Origin of the sequence: Streptomyces sp. NPDC018610 (assembly GCF_044391765.1) — a bacterium.
Taxonomy (GTDB): Bacteria; Actinomycetota; Actinomycetes; order Streptomycetales; family Streptomycetaceae; genus Streptomyces.
In genome coordinates this window covers 870815-893633 of the sequence record NZ_JBISAL010000001.1, presented here as the reverse complement: position 1 = coordinate 893633, position 22819 = coordinate 870815, and the positions used below count along the sequence as shown (strand labels likewise).

The window sequence follows — 22819 nt, the reverse complement described above, 5'->3', positions numbered from 1 at the left end:
TTCCGGGGGATGAATCAGGTGTGGTCGAAAACACTCCCAGCCCGTTACCGGGACATGGTGGCGCGTTCACCAGGCCTGAGGGGAGACTGACTGCAGATCGTCCCGGCGCGAGCCACGCGCCGCCGGCGTACAAGGAGGCCCCCGTGCCGCATGTCCTGGTCCTCAACGCGTCGTACGAGCCCCTCGGCGTCGTACCGCTCCGCCGCGCGCTCGTCCTCGTGCTCGAGAACAAGGCAGTCTGCCTCGAGGAGTCCGGCGCCCATCTGCACAGCGCGACCGTCACCGTGCCCGCCCCCAGCGTGGTCCGGCTCAAGCGTTTCGTGCGGGTTCCCTACCGGGGGCCCGTTCCACTGACCCGGCGGGCGCTGTTCGCGCGCGACGGAGGCCGCTGCGCGTACTGCGGCGGCATCGCCACCAGCGTCGACCACGTCATCCCGCGCTCCCGCGGCGGACAGCACGTCTGGGACAACGTGGTGGCCTCCTGCCGCCGCTGCAACCACGTCAAGGCCGACCGCCACCTGGTCGAACTGGGCTGGCGGCTGCGCCACAAGCCCGCTCCGCCCACGGGCCTGGCCTGGCGCATCATCGGCACCGGCCACCGGGACCCGCGCTGGCTGCCCTATCTGCAGCCGTACGGCGCGGACGACGCACTGGCCCGGATCGACGGCATATCGGCCTGACGGTCCGGGCCTTCGCGCAGCGGCACGGTACGCGCCGCGCGGGGAGGGGCGGCCCGCCGCCCGGGGGAGAGGGGCGGCCCGCACGGCGCCGCCCCTCCACGGCGACCGCTCCGGCCGGATCCGCCCGTCGCCGCCGTACCCCCGCGCGTGCCTACGCGTACCGCAGCTCCCCCGGCCGCACCGACCGCCGCAGCAGCGGCAGGGAGGCCGCCGCGGCCAGCAGGCAGGCGGCGTGGACGGCCACCGGGACCAGGAGGGACCAGTAGGGGAAGGCCGGGCGGCCGTAGTGGACGGCGACGTGGGCGTAGCCGAGGCCGATCGCCAGGCCGCCCGCGCCCGCCACCAGCAGGGCGGGGGCCAGGGGGAGGGCGGTCTCCAGCAGCAGGGCCCGGGCCAGGACCGCGCGCGGCACCCCGGCGGCGACCTGCGCGGCCAGGCCCCGGCGGCGGGTGGCCAGCGACTCGGCCGTGCCCGTGGCCAGCGCGGCCGCGGTGATCACCAAGGCGAGCACGATCGCGGCGGCGGTCAGGTCCAGCCCCGACGTGTAGAAGGACAGGTCCGTGCCGAGCTCGTGCCGCCGGCGCATCTCGTACAGATCGGCCAGCAGTACGTGCCGCACCCCCGTGTAGCCCGTCCCCACCACCGTCACCAGCATCAGCGCCGCATGGGTGCGGGCCGTCGCCCACGGGTCCGCGCGCAGCCGCTCCGCCGCGATGAGCACCGCCGGTGACCCGGTACGCCCCGCCAGCGAGCGCCCGGTCAGCCCGGACAGCGCCCCCGCGAGCCAGACGGAGCCCGCGCCCACGGCCACCACCGCACCGAGCATGGACAGCGTCCCCAGCGTCCCCGACCCGCGCCATGTGCGCGCGACGGTCACCGAGGTGCTGATCGAGACCGTCGCCGCCGCCACCGCGAGCGCCATGCCGGCCAGGAACCACAGCCCCGGCCCGCACCCCGACCGCCGCGGCCCGATCCGCCGCACCCGGCCGAGCGGCGTGGTCACCACCCGGCGCAGCGCCGGCACCCCCGCCGCCGTGCCCAGCACCGGCACCCCCGCCGCGACCACGACCACCCCGGCCCAGGCGAACGGCGTGGGCCGGTGCCACAGCGACAGCAGGACCGGCACCGCCACCGCCACCGCGAGCACCGAGCCCAGCAGACAGGCCGGACCCGTCTCCAGGGCGGCGATCCGCCGCACCCGCGACGCCTCCGCGCCGGCCAGCCGCAGCGAGGCCAGCCGCCGGTCGCGGTGGACCGCCCCGATCCGGGCGCACTGGCCGAGGAAGCCGAGTACCGGGACCTCCAGCAGCAGCAGCGTGAAGACCACCCCGCGCCGCTCGCCCGGCTGGTCGAGCAGACCGTGGGCGAGCGGGACGCCGTACTGCCCGCCGCGCAGCGCCGCCAGGGCGACGGCCGCCAGGGCGAGTCCGGTCGCGCACAGCGCCCCCACCGCCGTGAGGCCGATGCGCCACCACTCCTGGCGGTCGGAGCCCCGCACGAGCAGCCAGGCCAGCCGCAGATCGGTCCTCACGCCCCCACCTCCAACCGGTCCGGGGCGCCGTCGCGCAGCCGCACCTCGCGGTCGGCGTACGCCGCCACCTGGGCGTCGTGCGTGACCACCAGCACCGCGGCGCCCGACTCGCGGGCGGTGCGCACCAGGGCCGTCATCACCTGCTCGGCCGCCAGCGAGTCCAGCGCCCCCGTCGGCTCGTCCGCGAAGACGACCCTCGGCCCGGTCACGAGCGCCCGCGCCAGCGCCACCCGCTGCGCCTGACCGCCGCTCAGCTCCCCGGGCCGCAGCCCGCCCTGCTCCCGCACCCCGAACCGCTCCAGCCACCGCTCCGCCGACTCCTGGGCCGCCCCCCGCGCGGCCCCGGCCAGCATCAGCGGCAGCGCCGCGTTGTCCAGCGCCGTCAGCTCCGGGATCAGCTGGCCGAACTGGAACACCACACCGAACTCGGTGCGCCGCAGCTCGCTCAGCCGCCGCTCCGGCAGCCGGTCCACGCGCTCCCCGCCGTACGTCACCGAGCCCTCGTCCGGCCGGACGATGCCCGCCAGGCAGTGCAGCAGCGTGGACTTGCCGCTGCCGCTCGGACCGGTCACGGCGACGATCTCGCCCGCGCCCAGCTCCAGGCTCGCCCCGCGCAGCGCCGGCGTCCTGCCGTGCGCCTTGACGAGGTTCCGCGCCGCCAACAGGGGCGCCGGATGGTTGGTCATGCTCGTTCGACCTCCGCGGTCAGAGCGGTCAGGGTGGTGAGCCGGGCCTGCGTGGTGGTCATCCAGCGCAGGTCGGCGTCGAGGTGGCTGACGGCGTAGTCCGCCGCGAGCACGGTCGCCAGATCGGCGTCCGGGGCGGTCTTCAGCGCCGTCAGCTCCCGCATGCGCGCCATGTGGGCGGCCCGTTGCGCGAGCAGGTGGCCGGCGGGGTCGCCGCCGGTGAGGATCGCGACGACGACCTTGGCGAAGATCTCGTTCGTCACGAACGGCGCGGGCGGCGTGACCTGCCCGGCCCAGTCGGCCGCCTCACGGGAGCCGTCGGCGGTGAGCCGGTACGAGGTGCGCTCCGGGCCGCCGTCGGCGTCGGTGCCGGCGACCTCGGCCAGGCCGTCCCGGACCAGGCGTTGCAGGGTCGTGTAGACCTGCCCGTAGGCCAGCGGGCGGGCCTGCGGGAAGTGGTCGTCGTGTCGTCGCTTGAGGTCGTAGCCGTGACTCGGGCCTCCGGCGAGCAGGCCCAGCAGGATGTGGCGGGTGCTCATGAGGGTCAGTATGTACCGCGTATATGTACTGAGTGAATAGCCTGAGGCGGGAGTGTCGGAAGGGGGTGGGCGTGCCTCCGGGGGAAAGTAGCCTTCCTGCCGGGTTTGCCCCGGCCCGCCGGGCGGGGAGTGTGACCAAGAGCACGTAGTTCGCCTTGGTGCGTCTGCCGCCGCGCGCACTGGGTAGGGCTGCGGTGACCCACCGGACGCCGTACCGGGCGTCGTGCCCGATGCCGTGTCCGACGCCGCACCCGACAAGGAGACCCCGTGGCCGCCCCCGCACACCTTCTGCTCTCGGCCCTCGCCGACACCGCCCTGCCCAAACCCTCGGCGGAGCCGGCCTTCGACCGCCCGGGGCCGTCCGCCGACTTCCACCCGGACGTGTACACCGCGGAGGGCGCCGGCGCCGAGGCCCCGCTGACCAGCGAGCCGCCGCTGCCGGACGCCGAACCGCTCACCAGCGAACCGCCCCTCGCCGAGGCCGCCCCGCTCACCAGCGAGACCACCGCCGACCCGGACCCGCACGGCGCGGAGCTGTAGATGGCGGAGCCACGGCCGGCCGAACCGCCCGGCGACGAACTGAACCGGCTCGCCGAGCTGCACGGCGTCGCCACCTCCTACAGCCCCGCCCCGGGCCGTACGGTGGCCGCCTCCGGCGTCGCGGTCGTCGCGGCCCTGGCCGCCCTGGACGTCGACGCGAGCACCCCGGACGCCGTCCGCGCCGCACGCACCGCCCGCGAACGGGAACTGGCCGGCCGGCTGCTGCCGCCCACACTCGTCCACTGGAGCGACGCCGGCCCGCCGGAGGCGCTCACCGCGCTGCCGCCCGGCACCCGCGTCGACGTCGAGACCGAGCGCGGCGAGAGCCGCACCGGCGCCCACGACCTCCCGCCGGGCGTCCACCGGCTGACCGCCACCGCCCCCGACGGCCGCACCGGCCAGGCGCATCTGATCGTCGCCCCGCCCCGGCTCCCCACCCCGCCGCACCGCTCCTACGGACTGCTCGTCCAGCTCTACTCGCTCCTCACGCACCGCTCCTGGGGCATGGGCGACCTCGGCGACCTCGAGGAACTGAGCGCCTGGGCCGGCCGGGTGCTGGGCGCCGGATTCGTCCAGGTCAACCCGCTGCACGCGGCCGTGCCCGGAGCGCCCACCGACCCCTCCCCCTACCGGCCCTCCTCACGCCGCTTCCCCGACCCCGTGCACCTGCGCGTCGAGGACGTGCCCGAGTTCCCCTACATCGAGGACCGCGCCGACCGCGAACGGGTGGCGGCGCTGCTGGAACGCGCCGCCCGGCTGCGCGCCGCCGTCCTCGACGAGGGCGCCCTCATCGACCGCGACGCCGTCTGGGAACTCAAGCGCGAGGCTCTGGAAGCGGTCTGCCGCGTCCCGCTCGGCCCCGGCCGCCACGCCGCCTACGCCGACTTCCTCACCCGCCAGGGCCAGGCCCTCACCGACCACGCCACCTGGTACGCCCTGGCCGAGATGCACGGCCCGGACTGGAGCCGGTGGCCCGAGGGACTGCGGGACCCGCGCTCCACCGAGACCGCCCGCGCCCGCGCCGCGCTCAGGGACCGCGTCGACTTCCACACCCGCCTCGCCTGGCTCACCGACGAACAGCTCACCGCCGCCCAGCGCGCCGCCCGCGAGGCCGGCATGCCGGTCGGGATCGTGCACGACCTCGCCGTGGGCGTGCACCCCGGCGGCGCCGACGCCTGGGCCCAGCAGGACCACTTCGCCGCCGGCATGTCGGTCGGCGCCCCGCCGGACGCCTTCAACGCGCGCGGCCAGGACTGGGGCCTGCCCCCGTGGCGCCCCGACCGCCTCGCCGCCTCCGGGTACGCCCCCTTACGCCACCTGCTGCGCGCCCTGTTCCGCTACGCCGGCGCCCTGCGCATCGACCACGTCATGGGCCTGTTCCGGCTCTGGTGGGTGCCGCAGGGCCTCCCGCCCACGGAGGGCACCTACGTCCGCTACGACGCCGAGGCCATGCTCGCGACCCTGGTCCTGGAGGCGTCACGCGCCCGGTCCGTGGTGATCGGCGAGGACCTCGGCACCGTGGAACCCGGCGTGCGCGAGACGCTGGACCGGCGGGGGGTGCTCGGCACCTCGGTCCTGTGGTTCGAACGCGACTGGCAGGGCGACGGACTCCCCCTGCCCCCCGGACGCTGGCGCGCCGACTGCCTGGCCACCGCCACCACCCACGACCTGCCGCCCACCGCCGCCCGGCTCACCGGCGAGCACGTCGACCTGCGCCACCGCCTCGGCCTGCTCACCCGTCCGCTGGAGGAGGAGCACGCCGAGGCCGCCTCGGATATCCGCGAGTGGCTGCGGGTGCTGCGGGAGCGGGGCCTGCTGCGGGGCGCGGACGGCGGTGACGTCGGCGCCCCGGACGCGGACGCGGGCCACGACGTCACCCGGGAGGAGGAGGAGATCCAGGCCGTCCACCGGTTCCTGGTGCGCACCCCGGCCCGCATGGTCGGCCTCTGGCTGCCGGACACCGTCGGCGACCGCCGCCCGCAGAACCTTCCCGGCACCTGGGATCAGTATCCGAACTGGCGTCTGCCCGTCGCCGACGCCGAGGGCCGCCCGGTGACCCTGGAGGACCTGGCCGCCTCCCCCCGGCTGCACACGCTGACGGACGTGCTGCGGGAGGGGGTGGAGGGAGGGGAGTGAGAGCGGGGGCGTCGGCGTCCCACGGGCACCCCGGACGCGCGCTCCGTTCCGGCGTTCGCTAGTTTTGCATCGTGGACAAGAAGAACGCCCTGCGCGCCGGCACCCTGGCGGCCGGTACGACGCTGATGATGCTGCTCATGTCGTCCCCCGCGCTCGCGGTGACCCGCGACGACGGTGACGACCCCGGTCCGGGCCTGAGCGTCGGCGAGACGCTGGGCTACTTCGTCGGTATCCCGATCGTCCTGTTCCTGGTCATCGCCGGTCTGGTCATGGTGCTGGACAGGTCCAAGAAGCAGGAGACCAGCCGGAACATCAACGTCCGGCCCAAGGCGGAGGTCAAGGCCTGAGCGGTTCGGTCCGACCGGCCCGTTCGGTCGACCGGCGCGGCCCGTTCAGCCCGTCGGGCCCCGCCCGGCTCTCCGGGCCGCCCGCCCGTCTGAGTCCGACGAGGCCGAGGTCCGGCCGGGCGTGAGCCCGACCGGCGCGAGCCTCACCGGGCGTAGGTCCGGTGAGGCTCAAGTCCAGGTCCAGATCCAGGTCCGGCGGGGCCGAGGCCTGATCAACGCCTGACAAAGTTCTTCTCCGTGGGTCCGCGCGATCGCCGCGATCCACGGCGGCCCACCGCACGCTCACACCGAGGGCGCCGGTCCCGCCCCGCGTACGCACGCCGTACGCGGGGACGGGACCGGCGCCCTCGGTGCGTTCCGGACAGCGCGCGTTCCGGACAGCGCGCGATCCGTGCGCCGCGTGTCTGTTCCGTGCGGCGCGCGTTCTGTGCGGTCGCGCGTGCCGGCCGTCCGGGCCTGTCAGGGGTGCGGCGCGGTCAGATAACGCTGCACGGTGGGCGCCAGCCACGCCAGGACCTCCTCGCGCGCCAGCGCGACGGCCGCCGGGAGCCGCAGCACGTAACGGGTGAGGGCGAGGCCCAGCAACTGCGAGGCGCACAGCGCGGCCCGCGCCGGAACCTGCTCGGGGTCCGGGCACACCTCACGGGCGACCGGCAGCAACTGATCCCGGAACACCCGCTGCATCCGCTCCGCGCCCGCCGTGTTCGTGACGCCGACCCGCAGGATCGCGGTCAGCTCCCCGTTCTCCTCCCACAGTGCCAGGAAGTGGGAGACCAGCGCCCGGCCCACTTCGTCACGGGGCAGCGCGGCCAGGTCCGGCAGCCGCAGATCGAGGGCGACGGCCGCCGCGAACAGGCTCTCCTTGTTGCCGTAGTACCGCATGACCATCGAGGGGTCGATGCTCGCGTCCTTGGCGATCGCCCGGATGGTGGCCCGCTCGTATCCGTCCGCCGCGAAGCGCGCGCGGGCGGCGCCGAGGATCGCGGCGCGGGTGGCGTCGGAACGACGGGAGGGCGCGGGGGTAGGTGTAGGCGTGGTGCCGGTGCCGGTGCCGGTGCCGGTGCCGGTGCCGGTGCCGGTGGCAGTGACGGGTGTGCCGGTGGCGGAGGCTTCGAGGGCGCTTTCGGACATGCCTGCCACCGTAGGCCAACACGCGTGGGTCAACAAGTGTGGGTCAACGAGCGTTGACGCTCCTCGCCGGTCGCGCTATGTTGGCCAACAAGCGTTGACCTACAGATGTTGACCCGCGGGTGTCGACCTGCAGATGTTGGCCTACGGATGTAGACCCACAGACGCCGGCCGGCCCCGGTTGGTCAACGGCGGATGGCCAACGCCCGTTGACGGCACAGTCGGCAGTCGGATCCCAGGAGGCCCCACATGCCCGGCACCACCGCATCTACCGGTTCCAGCGCCACTCCCGCTTCCCCCGCTTCTCCCGACCCCGTGATCGTCGTCGGCGCCGGTCCCACCGGTCTGCTCCTGGCCGGTGACCTCGCCGCCGCCGGTGTCCCCGTCACACTCATCGAGAAGCGACCGCACCGGATCAGCAACCTCTCCCGCGCCTTCGTCCTGCACGCCCGCACACTCGAACAGCTCGACGCCCGCGCCCTCGCCGACGACCTGGAGGCGGTCGGCCGGCCCCTCCAGCGGCTGAACCTCTTCGGACGGCTCGGCATCGACCTCGGCGCCCTGCCCTCCCGCTTCCCCCACGTCCTCGTCCTCGCGCAGTACGAGGTGGAGGAGGCGCTGGAGCGGCGTGCGGTGAAGGCGGGCGTGGAATTCCGCCACGAGACCGAGGTGACCGGGCTGGCCCAGGACGAGGCCGGTGTGACGGTCGAGGTGCGCGGGCCCGAGGGGCGGCCCGCCTCGCTCAGGGCGGCGTACGTCGTGGGCGCGGACGGGATGCGCAGTGCCGTGCGCCGGGCGATCGGGCTGCCGTTCCCGGGGCGGTCGGTGATCCGTTCGGTCGTCCTCGCGGACGTACGGCTCGCCGAGCCGCCCGAGACCCTGCTCACCGTCAACGCCGTCGGCGACGCCTTCGCCTTCCTCGCGCCCTTCGGGGACGGCTACCACCGCGTCATCGGCTGGCGCCGCGGCAGCGCGGCGCCCGACCACGAGCCCGTCACCCTCGACGAGGTCAGGGAGATCACCCGGCTCGCCCTCGGCCGCGACTTCGGCATGCACGACGCACGCTGGCTGTCCCGCTTCCACAGCGACGAACGCCAGGCGCCCGCCTACCGCGTCGGCCGGGTCCTCCTCGCCGGCGACGCCGCCCACGTCCACAGCCCGGCGGGCGGGCAGGGCATGAACACCGGGCTCCAGGACGCGGCCAACCTCGGCTGGAAGCTCGCCCAGGTGATGACCGGCCACGCCCCCGACGCCCTGCTCGACACCTACCAGGCCGAACGTCACCCGGTCGGCAGGTCCGTGCTGCGCAGCAGCGGCGGCATCATCCGCCTCGCCATGGCCAGGCGCCCCTGGACGCTGGCCCTGCGCGCCGGACTCGTCACCGTCCTCGACCACGTCGGCCCGGTCCGCCGCCGGATCGCCGGGCAGGTCACCGGCATCGGATACAGGTACGCCGCGCCCCGGGGCTCCCACCGCCTCACCGGCAGCCGGGCGCCCGATCTGGCACTCGCCGGCGGCGGACGGCTCTACGAGGCGTTGCGCGGCGGCCGGTTCGTCCTCGTCGCCCCGTACGCGTACGAGGTGGGGCCGCGGCGCGCCGGCCGGCTGACCGCCGAGCGCTGGGCGAGCGACCGCCGCACGGCCCTGCTGGTCCGTCCCGACGGCTATGTCGCCTGGGCGGCGGACACGGCGGACTCGGCCGAGATCGAGCAGGCGCTCGCCGCCCACGTGGGCTGAGGACCGCCCGGGCAGGACCGTTCAGTTCTCCTGAAAGAACGCGTCGAAAAGACGCGATGGACCTGACGGGTCGCCGCTGCGACGGTGAAGGGGACCGCCCGCACCGTCACGGCGAAAGGACCTACGTGGCCGCCGTCCTGAACAGGACCACCACACCCGACCCCCGACCGCCCACATCCCCGGCCGTCCGACCGCCCACGACCCCGGACCCTCGGCCGCCCGCGGCATCCGGCCCCGCCCGCCCCCGCAAGGCCGCCGCCTCCGTGCTCGGTCTCGCCCTCGCCGCGCTCGCCACCGTCGTCTGGTCGGGCAGCTTCGTCACCTCCCGGGCGCTGCACGACAGTGTCCCGCCGGTCCAGCACGCCTTCTGGCGCTGGGTGATCGCGCTCGTCGCCGTCGCCCCGTTCGGCGCCCGGCGGGCCTGGCGGCAGCGACGCCTGATCCGCCGGCACGGCCGCTACGTCCTGCTCGCCTCACTGCTCGGGGTGGCCGTCTACAACACCCTCGTCAACCAGGCCGGGACGAGCACCCCGGCCGCCACCATGGGCATGATCATGGCCGCCTCGCCGGTCCTGATGGCGCTGTTCGAACGGCTGGGCGGGACACGGCTCGGCGCGCGCCGCACCGCCGGACTGCTGACGGCCTGCGCGGGCGTGCTGCTGCTCACCCTCGGCACGGCGGGCGGCGCCGGGGGCGGGGCGGGCTTCCCGGTGGGCGGACTGTGGATGATCGCCGCCGCGTGCTGCTTCGCCGGCTACAGCGCCCTGCTCCGCCGCCGCCCCGCCGAACTGGACGGCACCGCCTTCCTGTTCACGACGTTCCTCGTCGGCACCGTCCTCCTGCTGCCCGTCCAGGCCGCGAGCCTCGCCCTCCAGGGCGGCTTCCGGCCTTCGCCCGGCACCGTCCTGCCGCTGCTGTACGTGGGCGTGGCCTCCTCCGCGGTCGCCTTCTTCGCCTGGAACAAGGCCATCGCCCTGATCGGCGCGGCCCGCGCCGGCATCGTCTACTACCTCCAGCCCGTGCTGGTGGCCCTGCTCTCCTGGGCGCTGCTCGGCGAGACCACCGGATGGCCGGGAGCGCTGGCCATGGCGCTGATCCTGGGCGGCGTCGTCCTCGGCGCGGGCTCCCGGAGCGACGTCCGGTAGCGTGCCCGCATGGCCGAGTGGGATCTGAGGAAGCTGGGGATCCTGCGCGTCCTGAGCGAGCGGGGCACCGTCACCGCGACCGCCGAGGCCCTGCACATGACGCCCTCCGCGGTCTCCCAGCAGCTCACCAACCTGGCCCGGCAGCTGGGCGTCGTCCTGCTGGAGCCGCAGGGCCGCCGGGTCCGGCTCACCGACGCGGCCCGGCTGGTGCTCCGGCACGCCGAGACGGTGTTCGAGGAACTGGAGCGCGCGGACGCGCACCTCGCCGCCCACCTGCGCGGGGAGGCCGGCGAGGTGCGGGTCGGGGCCTTCTCCACGGCGGTGCCCGCACTGGTCGTCCCGGCGGTCCGGGCACTGCGCGAGCGGCATCCGGGCGTGACCGTACGGGTCCGGGAGACCGAGGCGCGGGAGGCGTACGAACTGCTGGCCGCCGGGGAGGTGGACCTCGCGCTGTCGCTGGCCGCGCACGCGCCCGGCGTGGGCGACCCCGGCTTCACGCGGGTGCCGCTGCTCGCCGATCCGCTCGACCTCGCCCTGCCGCCGGGGCACGCGCTGGCGTCGGCGGCCCGGGTGCGGCTCGCCGACCTCGCGGAGGAGGAGTGGATCTTCGGCGGCAGCGGGCCCTGGACGGACATCACGCGCGCGGCCTGCGAGGCGGCGGGATTCAGCCCGCACCAGGGGCACTCGGCGGCCGGCTGGACGGCGATCCTGGCGATGGTGGAAGCGGGGATGGGCGTCGCGCTCGTCCCGCGGATGGCCGCCGTGCGCGGGTCGGGTGTGGTCAGGCGCGCCCTGACCGAGGACCGGCCCCGCCGCCACGTCGTGGCGGCCGTACGCAAGGGCGCGGAGGAAGCACCGGCCCTGGGCAGGGTCCTGACCTCCCTGCGGGCCGCGGCGACCGCCCTCGCCCACGAGGACGTACGGCCCTGACCGCACCAGGACGGACGTACGGCCCCGACAGCCCGAGGACAGCCGTACGGCCCCGACCGCCGACCGTACGTGGACGCACGGCCCCGACCCCACCAGGACACACGGCCCCGACCCCACCAGGGGCATACGGCCGGCCCTGCCGCCCGTGAGCCGCGCCCCGCGGAAGCCGGGCGCGCCGACGAGGTGGGGCGCCCGGCCGGAGACCGGGCGCCCCACCTCGTACTGCCGTCCGCTACTTGGCCGCGGCGTCCGCCGCCTGGGCCTTCAGCGAGCGCTCGACGCCCGCGCGGGACTCCGAGACCAGCCGGCGCAGGGCCGCGTTGGGCTCGGCGGAGGCCAGCCACTCGTCGGTCCTGCGCAGGGTGTCCTGCGAGACCTGGATCGCCGGGTACAGACCGATCGCGATCTGCTGGGCCATCTCGTGCGAGCGGGAGTCCCACACGCCCTTGAGCACCTCGAAGTACCGGTCGGCGTACGGCGCCAGCAGCTCGCGCTGGTCGGTCTGGACGAAGCCCGAGATGACCGCCTCCTGCACGGCGTTCGGCAGCTTGTCCGAGTCCACGACCGACGCCCAGGCCTCCGCCTTGGCCTCCTCGGTCGGGCGGGCGGCGCGGGCGGTGGCCGCGTGCCGCTCACCGGCCGCGGTCCTGTCCCGCTCGTACTCGCCGGCGATCTCCGCCTCGTCGAAGCGGCCCACCGCCGCCAGCCGCTGCACGAACGCCCAGCGCAGCTCCGTGTCGACGGCCAGGCCCTCGATCGTCTCGGAACCCTCCAGCAGGGCGTTGAGCAGGTCCAGCTGCTCCGGCGTGCGGGCGGTCGCCGCGAAGGCGCGCGCCCAGGCCAGCTGGTGGTCGCTGCCCGGCTCGGCGGCGCGCAGGTGCGCGAGCGTGGCGTCGGTCCAGCGGGTCAGCAGCGTGTCGTGGGCGGCCGGGTCGGCGTACAGGTCGACGGCCAGCTTCACCTGGCGGTGCAGCGACTGCACCACACCGATGTCGGACTCCTTGCCGATGCCGGAGAGCACCAGCGACAGGTAGTCGCGGGTGGCCAGCTCGCCGTCGCGGGTCATGTCCCAGGCCGAGGCCCAGCACAGGGCGCGCGGCAGCGAGGACTCGAAGTCGCCCAGGTGTTCGGTGACGAAGGCCAGCGACTCCTCGTCCAGGCGGACCTTGGCGTACGACAGGTCGTCGTCGTTGAGCAGGACGACCGCCGGGCGGCGTCGGCCGGCCAGCTGCGGCACGGCGGTCAGTTCGCCGTCCACGTCCAGCTCGATCCGGCCGTCGGCTGCGCGCACCAGCTTGCCGCTCGCCTCGTCGAGGTCGTACAGGCCGATGGCGATGCGGTGCGGGCGCAGCACCGGCTCGCCCTTCGCGCCCGCCGGCAGCGCCGGGGCCTCCTGGTGGACGGCGAAGGAGGTGATGACGCCGTCGGCGTCCGTCTCGATCCGCGGGCGCAGGATGTTGATGCCGGCCGTCTCCAGCCACTTCTTCGACCAGGTCTTCAGATCGCGCCCGGAGGTCTCCTCCAGCGCGCCCAGCAGGTCGGACAGGCGCGTGTTGCCGAACGCGTGCCGCTTGAAGTACGCCTGCACGCCCCGGAAGAACTCGTCCATGCCGACGTACGCCACCAGCTGCTTGAGGACGCTGGCGCCCTTGGCGTAGGTGATGCCGTCGAAGTTGACGAGGACGTCGTCCAGGTCGTTGATCTCCGCCATGATCGGGTGGGTGGAGGGCAGCTGGTCCTGCCGGTAGGCCCACGTCTTCATGGAGTTGGCGAACGTGGTCCACGAGTGCGGCCAGCGCGAGCCGGGGGCGTGCGCCTGGCAGGCGATGGAGGTGTAGGTGGCGAACGACTCGTTCAGCCACAGGTCGTTCCACCACTCCATGGTGACCAGGTCGCCGAACCACATGTGGGCCAGCTCGTGCAGGATCGTCTCGGCCCGCACCTCGTACGCCGCGTCGGTCACCTTGGACCGGAAGACGTACTGGTCGCGGATGGTGACCGCGCCCGCGTTCTCCATCGCGCCCGCGTTGAACTCCGGCACGAACAGCTGGTCGTACTTGGCGAACGGGTAGGCGTAGTCGAACTTCTCCTGGAACCAGTCGAAGCCCTGCCGGGTGACGTCGAAGATCGCGTCCGCGTCGAGGAACTCGGCGAGCGAGGGCCGGCAGTAGATGCCGAGCGGCACGGACTGGCCGTCCTTCTCGTACACGCTGTGCACCGAGTGGTACGGGCCGACGATCAGCGCCGTGATGTACGACGAGATGCGCGGCGTGGGCTCGAACACCCAGACGTCGTCCTGGGGTTCCGGCGTCGGCGAGTTCGACACGACGGTCCAGCCGGCGGGCGCCTTCACGGTGAACTGGAAGGTGGCCTTCAGGTCCGGCTGCTCGAAGGAGGCGAACACCCGGCGGGCGTCCGGCACCTCGAACTGCGTGTACAGATAGGCCTGGTCGTCGACCGGGTCGACGAAGCGGTGCAGGCCCTCACCGGTGTTGGTGTACGCGCAGTCGGCGACGACCCGCAGGATGTTGCGGCCCTGCAGCAGGCCGGGCAGGGCGATCCGGGAGTCCTGGAACACCTCGGCGGGGTCGAGCGCGTCGCCGTTGAGGGTGACCTCGTGGACGGCCGGGGCGATCAGGTCGATGAAGGACGCGGCGTCGTCCTCGGCCACGTCGAAGCGCACCGTGGTCACGGACCGGTAGGTGCCGCCCTCCTGCGCGCCGGAGAGGTCGAGATCGATCTCGTACGAGTCAACGGTGAGCAGCTTCGCCCGCTGCTGCGCCTCTTCGCGAGTCAGGTTTGTGCCAGGCACGCGGTCATCTCCTCGTGATGTGTGGGTGCGGTCATCCTTCCACGTCGCGCCCGATGGGAACGGGCGGTCGCCGACTCGCGGCGACCGCCCGTCACCCGCACGCGTCCGTACGGGGTGTGTGCGCCTCGGCAGGGCGGCGCGCCCCCGCGCGTTACGCGCTCAGCTCGGCCGCCACCAGCTCCGCGATCTGCACCGCGTTCAGGGCCGCGCCCTTGCGCAGGTTGTCGTTGGAGATGAACAGGGCCAGGCCGTTGTCGACCGTCTCGTCGCGGCGGATGCGGCCCACGTAGGACGGGTCCTGGCCGGCGGCCTGGAGCGGGGTCGGGATGTCGGAGAGGGCGACGCCGGGCGCGCCGGCCAGCAGCTCGGTGGCGCGTTCCACGCTGACCGGGCGGGCGAAACGGGCGTTGACCTGGAGGGAGTGGCCGGAGAAGACCGGCACCCGCACACAGGTGCCGGAGACCTTCAGCTCCGGGATCTCCAGGATCTTGCGGGACTCGTTGCGCAGCTTCTGCTCCTCGTCGGTCTCGTTCAGACCGTCGTCGACGAGGTTGCCGGCGAGGGGCAGCACGTTGAAGGCGATGGGGCGCTTGTAGACGGCCGGCTCGGGGAAGTCCACCGCCGCGCCGTCGTGGGTCAGCTTGTCGGCGTCGGCGACGACCTTCTGCGTCTGGCCGTGCAGCTCGGCGACGCCCGCGAGACCGGAACCGGACACGGCCTGGTAGGTGGCCACGACGAGGGCTTCGAGGCCGGCCTCCGCGTGCAGCGGCTTCAGCACCGGCATCGCGGCCATCGTGGTGCAGTTCGGGTTGGCGATGATGCCCTTGGGGCGGTCGGCGATCGCGTGCGGGTTCACCTCGGACACCACCAGCGGCACGTCCGGGTCGCGGCGCCAGGCCGAGGAGTTGTCGATCACCACGGCGCCCTGCGAGGCGACCTTCTCGGCCAGCGCCTTCGAGGTCGCGCCGCCCGCCGAGAACAGCACGATGTCCAGGCCGGTGTAGTCGGCCGTAGAGGCGTCCTCCACGGTCACGCCGTCCAGCACCGTGCCGGCCGAGCGGGCCGAGGCGAACAGGCGCAGCTGGGTGACGGGGAAGTCGCGCTCCGTGAGGATCCTGCGCATGACCGTGCCGACCTGACCGGTGGCTCCGACGATTCCGACCCTCACGGTGACTCCCTCTACGTGTGCTGTAGGTGCTGTGCGCTCGGCCGAGGCCTTTCCATGATGCGGCCGACCCCGACCCACGTGTCCAATTCTTTGCGCCCGGTGCCCGGGGAATGGGACGCGCCCGGCCGGACCACGACCTGCGGAACTGCGGTGCGCACCCCGGTCGAGCTGCAAAAATCCACTCGGTGAGGCCCCCGTGCCGCAAGCTGTGCTGCCGCGTGCCTGCCCGCTCGCCCCCGCCTCATACGACGATGTGACGTACGCCTCCGCCCGCGCCGGCCGCCCCCGTCCGCCCAGCGGCGAGGCGCCCCCGGAAATTCCCGCCGCCGGCGCCGAACGTTCCGCACGGCCGCCGCGTCGTAGGAGTGACGCGGGGGAGGGGAGGGCTCGTGCTGCGCGGAAGGGCACGCCGTGACCGGGAGGCGGACCACGGCGGCGACGATCCGCTGGACGCGGCGCAGGAACGCCGGGTGCGGGCGGTGCTCGCGCTCGGCGGCGTACCGCGGGCGGACCTGCCGGACGGGGTGCAGCAGGTCCGCCTGCGGCTGCTGGAGCGGGCCGCGAGCGGCCGGGAGGCGCCGCGGGACGTCTCCGCCTGGGCGGCGGTCGTCGCCTCCAACCTCGCCATGGACTGGCACCGTGCCCGCAGCCGCCAGGACCGGCTGGGGGAGCGCCTGGCCGCCCAGCGTCCGCCCGAGCACGCCGCCGGGGGCGAGGACGCCCGGCTGCTCTCCCTCGCCGTCGCACAGGGCCTGGACGAGCTGCCCGGCCCGCAGCGCCAGGTCCTGGTCCTGCGCTTCTACGCCGACCTGCCGGTGCGGGACATCGCCGAGCAGCTCGGCGTGCCGGAGGGCACGGTCAAGAGCCGGCTGCACACCGCCGTCCGCGCGCTGCGGACCCGGCTGCACGAGAACGAGGTGGTGTGACGTGACGGCCGGACCCGAGCCCCACGACGGCGTCGACCCGCTGCTGGCCGCCCTCCTCGGCGAACCGCCGCGGGCCGCTCCCCGCGACGCCGAGTACTTGGCCGAGTACCGCGCTGCCCGCGCCGACCTCACGCTCCTGCGCGAGCAGCTGCACCTCTTGGCGGACGCCTTGACGGAAGAGGCGCCCGGCCGGGCGGCGGGACCGGTCGCGGCCTCGGCGCGGGCCGCCGCCTCGGGACCGGCGCCGGAGTCGGGACCCGGCGCGGGAGCGGCATCCGATGCGGTGCCCGTGCCGGGCAGGCGGCCGGCTCGGACACGCCCCGCCCCGGGCGGTCCCGCACGGCCGTCCCGGCGGTCCGGCGGATCGCGCCGTGCGCGGGTCGTGGCCCTGCGCGGGCTGGTCGCCGCCGGTGTGGCCTCCGTCGCGCTGGGGTTCGGGTGGCTCGCCGTCCAGGGCGGCGCGGGCGACGGTGCGGGCGGCAGCGCCGACAAGGCGAGCGCCGCCGAGGCGCGTCCCGGCGGGGCGGACGGGAGCGGGGCGGACGGGAGCGGGCCGGCCGGCGACGAGGGGGCCGCGGGGACGGCGGTGCTCGCCGACCCCGGCTACCTCGCCTGCGCCCGTCTCGTCGTGGAGGGCGATGTGACGAGGGCGGCCCCGGTGACCGGCGCCGGCGAGGCGCGGGTCACCCTGCGCGTGACCCGCGTCTACAAGGCGGACCCGCCGGTGAAGGAGGCCGTGGTCACCCTGACCGGCCCCCTCGGCCTCGGCGCGGGCGACCACGTGCTCGTGGGCGTCCCGCGCCGCGCCGGAGAGGCGGGAACCTGGCTCGTCGGCGAGCGGGCCGTCGCCCCGGAACGGGAGCGCGTCGCCCGCGCGCTGCCCGAGTCCCGCGCCACCGGCTGCGGGTGACGCGACGCGAAGAGGCGGGCGCCCACCGGACGCCCGCCTCCCCTCACACGGTGTGCGTCACCGCACGACCTTCTCGATCCGCACGCTGCCGAGGCCCGCGACCGTGCCGCGCGCGTTCACCAGCTGCACCTGGCCGAAGAACTCGCGTCCCTCGGGCGCGGCGGCGGCCGCCGTGACCTTGCCGGTCACCGTGGCCGTGCCGCCCGTGCCCAGCTTCACCGGCGTCGCGTCGTCGACCGTGACGGCGCCGAGCGCGGCGGAGAAGAACACGTCCCGGTAGTCGTACTCGGTCGAGCCGGACGGCACCGAGTAGGCGGCGACCTCGATCGTGTAGACGCCTGCGGCGGGCTTGGCGATCGAGACCGCCTCCTCCGAGTCGCCGTCGGCGGACTGCGCGACCCGCGCGCCCTTGGCGTCGTAGACCGTCAGGTCCAGGTCGGCCGACTTGTCGGAGACGCCGCCGATCGCGACGTCCAGCGACTGGGCGCCCTCGGGCACGGTCACCGTCGTGGTCTGCTTCTCACCGGCCTTGACGGTGGGCCGGGCCGACTTCGCGGAGCCGAGCGGTCCGCCGACGAGCTTGCCGTCCAGGGCCGCGTAGGTGTTGGTCACCTTCCAGGAGGCGGTGGCCGGCGCGCCGACCTTCGCCTCGGGGACGGTCACGGTCGCCGGGTCGAACGCCGCGCCGAGCACGGTGACGTCCAGCTTGTAGGGGTTGTCGAGCAGCGGCGAGGTGCGACGCGCCTCGACCTCGATCTCCCACACGCCGGCCTGCGGGTCGGCGTAGGAGCGCACGTCGGGCCGGCAGCCGTTGCCGTCCAGGTAGTGCGGGTAGCAGTACGGGGTCGAGGTGTTGTCGACCGGGACGCCGTACGGGTGGATGGCGATGAACCGGGTCTGGCTCTCGCCCTTCAGCCCGCCGATGGCCACCTCCAGCGACTTGGCGCCCTCGGGCACGGTCACGAAGTACGACTTCGTGCTGTTGCGCTGCACGCTGCCGGAGTCCGTGTAGGTGTAGTGCACCGGAGCGGCGACCACGACCGTGGTGAGGATCTGCCGGTCGACGCCCTCGGTCCTCGGGTCGTCGAGTTCGAGGATCGCGCTCTTGAGGCCGGCCGACTTCGGGGTGGCGCGGACCTTGACGGTCACCGGCTGGTTCAGCGGCAGCTCGACCTCGTCGGAGCCGACGACCTTGAAGGTGCCCTCCGTGTTGTTCTCGAAGTGCAGCTCGTGCCGGACCGCCTTGTCCGGGCCGGACGTACGGGTCAGCGTGAGATCGTACGTCCTGCTCTGGCCGGCCTTCAGGCCGCCCTCGCGGTCGTAGAGGCCGGTGCCGAAGCCGGGGGTCTTCAGCGCGTAGTCGATCGCGGTGTCGACCGGGGCCTTGACCGTGTAGTCGTGCGCCGAGGCGCCCTTGCGGATCGACTTCCAGGCGTCCACGACGTTGATCAGGCCCGCGCCCTCCTGGTAGGCCTGCACGCCCTTGATGTGGTCGGCGGTCGAGGTGAGCGCGGTGCGCAGGACGGCCGGGGTGAGGTCGACGCCCTTCTGCTTGGCCGCGCTCAGCAGCAGCGCGGAGGCGCCGGCGGCCTGCGGGGAGGCCATCGAGGTGCCCTGGAGCATCGAGTAGCCGGCCGGCAGGGAGTAGCCCGCCTCGGCGACCGGGGAGCCCGGCAGCCAGGTCTGGGTGGTGTTGATCGCCGCGCCGGGCGCGGTCAGCGTCGGCGTGAACCCGCCGTCCTCGCGCGGTCCGGCGGAGGAGAACGGCATCATCGCGTACTTGGTCTTGACCTCGGAGCCGTAGTCGGCGGCCCAGGTCTCCTTGGAGACGGACGCGCCGACCGAGATGACCTTGTCGGCCAGGCCGGGGTCGCCGATGGTGTTGGCGCCGGGGCCCGAGTTGCCCGCGGAGATGACCAGCTGGACGCCGTAGGTGTCGATGAGGCGGGTGTAGAGCTCGGCGCGCGCGTTGTTGCCGTCGTTGAGCGCCGGCAGGCCGCCGATGGACATGTTGACGATGTCCACGCCGCGGTTGGCGACGAGGTCGATCATGCCCTCGGTGAGCGCGACGTTGGTGCAGCCGCCGGTCCAGGTGCAGGCGCGCGAGGAGACGATCTTGGCGCCGGGGGCCGCGCCGCTCATCCTGCCGCCGAACAGGCCGTTGGCGGCGGTGATGCCGGCGACGTGGGTGCCGTGCTCGGACTCGATGACGCCGATGTTGACGAAGTCGGCCTTCTGGCCGATCCAGGAGCCGCCGTAGGGGTCCATCGGCACGTCCTTGCGGATCTGCACGACGAACGGCTGCCGCTCGGCGACGTCGGTCTTCGGGTCGTCGGTGCCGAACCAGCCGATCTGGTGGTCCTGACCGTACGGCTTCATCGGGGTGTCGTCGGTGAAGTCGTGGTTGTCGTTCAGGTCGACGCGGACCGTGCCGGCCGCCGCGTCGTAGAGGACGCCCCAGGAGTCGGTGGTGTCGCCGTCGCGGTTGGCGTCGCCCTTGGCGTCGCCGCCGGCGGTAGCGGACTCCTTGAAGGTGCTGATCTGGTACGAGCCCGCCGGGGCCTTCCAGGTCTGGCCGCCGTAGCCGAACTCCGGCCCGGAGACGGCGGTGACCATCGGGCGCCAGGTGGCGTCGCCGTCGAGGATCGGGTCCGTCGCGGTCACCCAGTCGACGATCTTGCGCTCGCCGGTGGTGGTCCTCTGCAGCGCCGGGTGGCTGAGGTCGACGCCCGAGTCGAGGATGCCGATGGTGACGCCGCGGCCGTCCGCCTTCGGGTTCTGCTTCACGAAGTCGACGGCGCCCGTCTCGAAGGACGGGTTGTAGGGGTTCTCCGCGGGGGTGTTCCTGCCCGGTGCGGGGTAGGCGGCGCTCTTCTTGCCGCTCGCGCCCTTCGCGGTGTCCCCGGCCGGTGTCGGGTCGTCGAGCTGTATCTCCTGCCGCAGGTCGATGGCGTGCACGGAGGACAGCTTCTCGGCGGCGGCGATCACCGAGTCCGCCTTCACGGTCGGCACGGTGGCGCGGACGTAGCCGAGCGCGTCGTAGGTGCGGCCCACGGAGCCGCCCTTGACCGCGTCGAGCTGCTGGGCGACCTGCTCGGTCCGGCCCGGAGCGGTCGCGATCATCATCGTGACGTTCTTCGTGCCGTCGGCCTTGGCGGTGGCGAGCAGGTCGGCGTCGTCCGGACCGAGCTTGGCGCTCGCCGACTTGACGGCCGGGTCGGACGGGGCGGGGCCGTCGCCCTGCGCGGCGACGGCCAGGGGTATCGGCCCGGCCGCGGAGAGCGCGGCCACCACGCCGGCGGCCACGGCGATGCGGGCCAGGCGTCTCGCGCCGGGGGCGCGCGGGGAGTCGGAGGTCATCGGCATCCCTTGCAGATAAAGGAACCAGGCGAGTCGCGATCGAATTCGATCACTGGCGTCCGGATTGCGGAGCCGGACGATCGCTCAGCTTTACCCAAGGGAAAGATGTTTGTGGAGAGTTGACCGTGGCGGGATGGACGCATGGCGTACTTCCGCCATGCGTCACCGGGGACACACCACCCTGAAACCGCTGATACCGCACGCAGTTGCGGCGGTTGGGAACGCCCGGTGGCGGACCGCCTGCGCACTGTCGCCGGGCGCCGCCCCGCGCCGCCGGCGCGCCGACCGTTCCTCGACCCGCCGTCGAGGCGGCGCGGCGCGCACGGGTCGGGGGCGCCCGGGCGGATCACCGGGCGGTCGCCGCGCCGGGCTCCGCCCGAACGCCCGCCGGCGGGCCCGCGACTGCCGTAACGTCTCCTCATGCGTGAGGAGTTGCGGGTGGCGGCCTACGCCGTGTGTGTACGGGACGGACAGATGCTGCTGGCCCGGTGGGTGGCGCGGGACGGCGCGCGCCGCTGGACCCTGCCCGGCGGCGGCATGGAACACGGCGAGGACCCCTACGACACCGTGGTCCGCGAGGCCGAGGAGGAGACCGGCTACGCGGTCGAGCCGGTGAGCCTGCTGGGCCTGGACTCGATCCGCCGCACCTACCCGCGCCCGCTCGGGGCCCAGGCCGACTTCCACGGCCTGCGCATCGTCTACGAGGGCCGGGTCACCGGCGGCGAACTGCGCAACGAGACGGACGGCTCCACCGACCTGGCCGCCTGGCACCCCCTGGAGACGGTCCCCGACCTCCAGCGCGTCGAACTGGTCGACGTGGGCCTGCGCCTGTGGCGCGAACGTCCGGGGGTGGGCCGGCTGCCGGGAGAGGGAGCGTAGTCCCGCCGGCCGGGGCGGCGCGGAGCCGCGGATGTGCGGTGCGGTCCGAGGGGCGGCGCGCACGTGTGCGGAGGGGCCGCCGGGTGCGATCCCGGCGGCCCCTCCGCTCCCCTCCTGACGGTCCCGCCCCCCGCGGTGTCCCGTCTCCCCCCCCGGCCCCTACCGGGGCAGCACCACCACGTACACCGCCGGATCGCGGTCGGCCGCCGCCATCAGGGCGGTGCGGACCACCGTCGCCTGCTGCTCCGGCGCGTCGCGCAGCTTCCTCGGGGTGACGTGGACGACCGTGATGCCGAGTCGCTCCAGGAGCTCGCGCTTGCGGGCGTACTCCGTCCACAGCGCGTCGTCGTTCTGGCGCGGCGCGCGGGTGTCCAGCTCCAGCGCGACCGCCTCCCCGGGCCAGTACGCGTCCAGGCCGCCCAGGTGCGGGCCGCCCGGCAGCCTGAGGTCCACGTTCCACACCGGGTCGGGCAGGCCGTGCTCGGCGACCATCCGGTACAGCCGGTCCTCGGCGATCGCCCGGCCCTCCGCCAGCAGCGAGTCCACCGCGTCCACCACGTGCGGCCGGTTCAGCAGGCGCGCCTCGTTCAGCTCGCGGACCACCGCGGCCGGCTCGCAGTGCCCGCCGCGCACCGCCTCCGTCAGCAGCCGCTGCACCGTGGCCGCGTCCCGCAGGCCGGCCACCGCGTCCGCCAGGGCGCGCGGCACCGGGGCCACCGGCAGGCCGGTGACCACCTCGGGCACCGGCAGCTCGGCCGTCCGCCGGATCCGGGCGGAGCCCGCCGAACGCAGCCGGCGCAGTCGCGGCACCAGGACGTCGATCTTCTCCAGCGCGGGCAGCGCAGGCGCGGCGGCGAAGCCGTGCAGGGTCAGCGCGGCCAGACCGGTGATCATCACGTCCGTGGGCACCGGACGGTGCGGCCGCTGGGCGGTGGGCTGCGCCGGCACGCCGGGCGCCGCCTTCGGCGCCGGCCCGCGTGCCGCGTACATGAGGACCGCGTGCAGGCGTTCCTCACTGGTCGGCGGGCCCGGGTGGAGCAGGAACACGCCCGGCAGGTACTGCTGCCAGGGCCCGCCGGCACGGCACTGCTCGTTCGTCTCGGCCGCCGACACGCCGTGGGCGCGCAGTTGAGCGGTGGTCAGGACCCTGCGGTGCGTCTCGGCCAGGTGGCTCAGGGGGCGGGGGGAGAGCGGGGTGTTGTGGTTCATGCCGGGGAGCTTCCCGCACCCGCACCGCCCGCTAACCGCTGTTACACGTCCGTCGACAAAGCCGGACAAGGCGGCACTAAAGGACGGGTGTTCGGATGCCGAGAACCCCTGGTCCGTGCGGCACGGACCAGGGGTTACGGGGCATCTTGTAACAGT

At 74.4% G+C, this 22819-nt stretch carries 18 protein-coding genes; 10 read left to right on the top strand and 8 right to left on the bottom strand.

Features of this window, described 5'->3' with window-relative positions; all coding sequences use genetic code 11:
* The first annotated feature begins 143 nt into the window (after nt 1-143).
* Nucleotides 144-680 carry an HNH endonuclease gene (locus ACH5A8_RS03965; protein WP_398997624.1) on the top strand — a complete coding sequence of 179 codons (537 nt, stop codon included), beginning with the start codon at nt 144-146 and terminating at the stop codon, nt 678-680.
* A gap of 151 nt (nt 681-831) precedes the next feature.
* Here the strand turns inward: ACH5A8_RS03965 and ACH5A8_RS03960 are convergent, their stop codons facing one another.
* Genes ACH5A8_RS03960 through ACH5A8_RS03950 form a run of 3 tightly spaced genes read right to left on the bottom strand, consistent with a single transcriptional unit; the run spans nt 832 to nt 3436 of the window.
* Nucleotides 832-2211: an ABC transporter permease gene (locus tag ACH5A8_RS03960; RefSeq protein WP_398997622.1), complete on the bottom strand. Its 1380-nt coding sequence runs from the start codon at nt 2209-2211 to the stop codon at nt 832-834.
* Nucleotides 2208-2897: an ABC transporter ATP-binding protein gene (locus tag ACH5A8_RS03955; RefSeq protein ID WP_398997620.1), complete on the bottom strand. Its 690-nt coding sequence runs from the start codon at nt 2895-2897 to the stop codon at nt 2208-2210. The genes ACH5A8_RS03960 and ACH5A8_RS03955 overlap by 4 nt, the downstream gene beginning before the upstream one ends.
* Nucleotides 2894-3436, bottom strand: a complete 543-nt coding sequence (locus ACH5A8_RS03950) for a PadR family transcriptional regulator (RefSeq protein WP_398997618.1) — start codon at nt 3434-3436, stop codon at nt 2894-2896. Before ACH5A8_RS03950 ends, ACH5A8_RS03955 begins: the two co-directional genes overlap by 4 nt.
* A gap of 267 nt (nt 3437-3703) precedes the next feature.
* On the opposite strand from ACH5A8_RS03950, the gene ACH5A8_RS03945 reads away from it, so the two are divergent.
* The 3 genes from ACH5A8_RS03945 to ACH5A8_RS03935 all read left to right on the top strand — a co-directional run bounded on the left by ACH5A8_RS03945 (nt 3704) and on the right by ACH5A8_RS03935 (nt 6459).
* Nucleotides 3704-3976, top strand: a complete 273-nt coding sequence (locus tag ACH5A8_RS03945) for a hypothetical protein (RefSeq protein ID WP_398997616.1) — start codon at nt 3704-3706, stop codon at nt 3974-3976.
* The gene (malQ, locus tag ACH5A8_RS03940; RefSeq protein WP_398997614.1) at nt 3977-6112 is read left to right on the top strand and encodes a 4-alpha-glucanotransferase; all 2136 of its coding nucleotides are present in this window, start codon (nt 3977-3979) and stop codon (nt 6110-6112) included.
* 71 nt (nt 6113-6183) lie between these two features.
* The gene (locus tag ACH5A8_RS03935) at nt 6184-6459 is read left to right on the top strand and encodes a hypothetical protein (RefSeq protein ID WP_398997611.1); all 276 of its coding nucleotides are present in this window, start codon (nt 6184-6186) and stop codon (nt 6457-6459) included.
* Nucleotides 6460-6918: 459 nt separating this feature from the next.
* Here the strand turns inward: ACH5A8_RS03935 and ACH5A8_RS03930 are convergent, their stop codons facing one another.
* Nucleotides 6919-7590: a TetR family transcriptional regulator gene (locus tag ACH5A8_RS03930; protein ID WP_398997609.1), complete on the bottom strand. Its 672-nt coding sequence runs from the start codon at nt 7588-7590 to the stop codon at nt 6919-6921.
* A gap of 246 nt (nt 7591-7836) precedes the next feature.
* Here ACH5A8_RS03930 and ACH5A8_RS03925 point away from each other — a divergent pair, with 246 nt between their 5' ends.
* The 3 genes from ACH5A8_RS03925 (at nt 7837) to ACH5A8_RS03915 (ending at nt 11399) form a co-directional block, all read left to right on the top strand.
* Nucleotides 7837-9324, top strand: a complete 1488-nt coding sequence (locus ACH5A8_RS03925; protein ID WP_398997607.1) for an FAD-dependent monooxygenase — start codon at nt 7837-7839, stop codon at nt 9322-9324.
* Between the two features lie 125 nt (nt 9325-9449).
* Entirely contained in the window at nt 9450-10469 is a 1020-nt protein-coding gene (locus ACH5A8_RS03920) for a DMT family transporter (protein WP_398997605.1), read from the top strand.
* A 9-nt stretch (nt 10470-10478) separates the two neighbouring features.
* Nucleotides 10479-11399, top strand: a complete 921-nt coding sequence (locus ACH5A8_RS03915) for a LysR substrate-binding domain-containing protein (protein WP_398997603.1) — start codon at nt 10479-10481, stop codon at nt 11397-11399.
* A 232-nt stretch (nt 11400-11631) separates the two neighbouring features.
* On the opposite strand, the gene pepN is transcribed toward ACH5A8_RS03915, so the two are convergent.
* Together pepN and ACH5A8_RS03905 are read right to left on the bottom strand one after the other, a co-directional pair.
* Complete coding sequence (gene pepN / locus ACH5A8_RS03910; protein WP_398997601.1) at nt 11632-14211, bottom strand: aminopeptidase N; 2580 nt, start codon at nt 14209-14211, stop codon at nt 11632-11634.
* Between the two features lie 151 nt (nt 14212-14362).
* Nucleotides 14363-15379: an aspartate-semialdehyde dehydrogenase gene (locus ACH5A8_RS03905; protein WP_398997599.1), complete on the bottom strand. Its 1017-nt coding sequence runs from the start codon at nt 15377-15379 to the stop codon at nt 14363-14365.
* A 389-nt stretch (nt 15380-15768) separates the two neighbouring features.
* Between ACH5A8_RS03905 and ACH5A8_RS03900 the strand changes: the two genes are divergently transcribed.
* Together ACH5A8_RS03900 and ACH5A8_RS03895 are read left to right on the top strand one after the other, a co-directional pair.
* Nucleotides 15769-16305, top strand: coding sequence for an RNA polymerase sigma factor (locus ACH5A8_RS03900; RefSeq protein WP_398997597.1), 537 nt, complete (start codon nt 15769-15771; stop codon nt 16303-16305).
* Nucleotide 16306: 1 nt separating this feature from the next.
* Nucleotides 16307-17215 carry a hypothetical protein gene (locus ACH5A8_RS03895; protein WP_398997594.1) on the top strand — a complete coding sequence of 303 codons (909 nt, stop codon included), beginning with the start codon at nt 16307-16309 and terminating at the stop codon, nt 17213-17215.
* Nucleotides 17216-17272: 57 nt separating this feature from the next.
* Here ACH5A8_RS03895 and ACH5A8_RS03890 read toward each other — a convergent pair whose 3' ends face one another.
* On the bottom strand, nt 17273-20575 hold the full coding sequence (locus ACH5A8_RS03890) for a S8 family serine peptidase (RefSeq protein WP_398997593.1): 3303 nt from the start codon (nt 20573-20575) through the stop codon (nt 17273-17275).
* 420 nt (nt 20576-20995) lie between these two features.
* Between ACH5A8_RS03890 and ACH5A8_RS03885 the strand changes: the two genes are divergently transcribed.
* Nucleotides 20996-21454, top strand: a complete 459-nt coding sequence (locus ACH5A8_RS03885; RefSeq protein ID WP_398997591.1) for an NUDIX hydrolase — start codon at nt 20996-20998, stop codon at nt 21452-21454.
* A 159-nt stretch (nt 21455-21613) separates the two neighbouring features.
* Here ACH5A8_RS03885 and ACH5A8_RS03880 read toward each other — a convergent pair whose 3' ends face one another.
* Entirely contained in the window at nt 21614-22663 is a 1050-nt protein-coding gene (locus ACH5A8_RS03880; protein ID WP_398997589.1) for a hypothetical protein, read from the bottom strand.
* Between the last annotated feature and the right edge of the window lie 156 nt (nt 22664-22819).